The sequence below is a fragment of the Nesterenkonia sp. F genome (assembly GCF_000220985.1).
Lineage (GTDB): Bacteria > Actinomycetota > Actinomycetes > Actinomycetales > Micrococcaceae > Nesterenkonia.
In genome coordinates this window covers 1-1,230 of sequence record NZ_AFRW01000039.1, presented here as the reverse complement: position 1 = coordinate 1,230, position 1,230 = coordinate 1, and the positions used below count along the sequence as shown (strand labels likewise).

The 1,230-nt window shown below is 60.8% G+C and carries 1 protein-coding gene; it reads left to right on the top strand.

The window, feature by feature from the left end; genetic code table 11:
* Positions 1 to 537: 537 nt before the first annotated feature.
* Positions 538 to 900, top strand: coding sequence for a hypothetical protein (locus GU5_RS0103585; protein WP_010524214.1), 363 nt, complete (start codon positions 538 to 540; stop codon positions 898 to 900).
* The last annotated feature ends 330 nt before the right edge of the window (positions 901 to 1,230 follow it).

Here is a 1,230-nt window from a genome sequence, read left to right as displayed (position 1 = left end):
TCAAACCTCGGATATCCATCAGCGACACCCCTTCCACGAGTCCTCTCCGTCCACAAAAGAGCCGAAGACTCGATATAGCCAGTATTACAAGGAAATCGATTCTACGCCAATTAGCGCTCTCTCAGTTGATATTCAAGTTTATCCATCGAGAAATGGGTAACCTGGAAATAAGCTGAGCAACGTAGGCCGACGAGTGAGTCGGGCCAGGTCAGCCCGGCTCTCAAGTGACGTCGACAGGTACCGTCCGCGTGGTGAAGCAACCCAGCACCAGCAGACCGACGGAGATCGCGAAGGTTATGACCGCGAGCCCACCCCACCCGGAGGCTCGTGAGAACTATGGCACCACATAGGCCAGTGCAGTAGATCGCGAGGGACTGCTGATGAACTCTGACGCAGAGTACGTGCAGCTGTATCGACAGATGCGGGCGAAGGTCGGGAATGGCGAATGGGCTGTCGGCCAGCAGATCCCCTCACTCGTTGGACCTGAAGCGCGAGTTCGGCCACGCCAGCCCGACAACGATCTGAAACGCTGAGCAGATGCTCGTCGACGAAGGCATGCTCAGGATCGAGCGTGGGCGTGGCGCGTTCGTCACTGCTCGTGAACCATCTGGAGGGATCGACGTCGGCCGTGTCCTTGAGCAGGCGATGTCCTACCTGCAGCTGGCTCAGTTCGGTCTGGAAGCTCAACGCAGTGGGCACGTGCTGATCAACCTCGACGACCCGACCCGTCCGCTGACCCTTCGCGTGCTGGCTGAGGCGTTGGCTAGTTGGGTTGCGGGGCGTCGGCAGGCGGCCGAGACGACCGATGATGCGAACGAGGCAGAGTCGCTGCTTGCCGAAGGGCGGGAGGCTGACCGATTGATGCAAGATCTCGATGCTGCTACGGGTGGTGAGCAGTGATCACGGGCCGGAACTGTGCCGTTATCCTCGAGACGCGATGCCATCCCCATTGCTGTCAAGACGGTACGGATCATCGCCGGTAACGGCGACCTTGCCGGAGATATCCCTGGCGGTCGAGATCAGCCTCAGAGGTTGGCACACACGAGTAGTAGCCGGAGACGCACTCAGCTGTCGGCGCCGCGCTGGAAGGCTTCGGTGAGGGCGGCTGCGTGGTGTCGCCACAGTCACGCTGCCGGACTTCCTCATCGACCGCGACGTACTCGTCCTCCCGCGCATGGTGGGGTCGTCTCTGGAGTTATAGCGGGCGACCGCCAGGCCCTCCTCAAACAG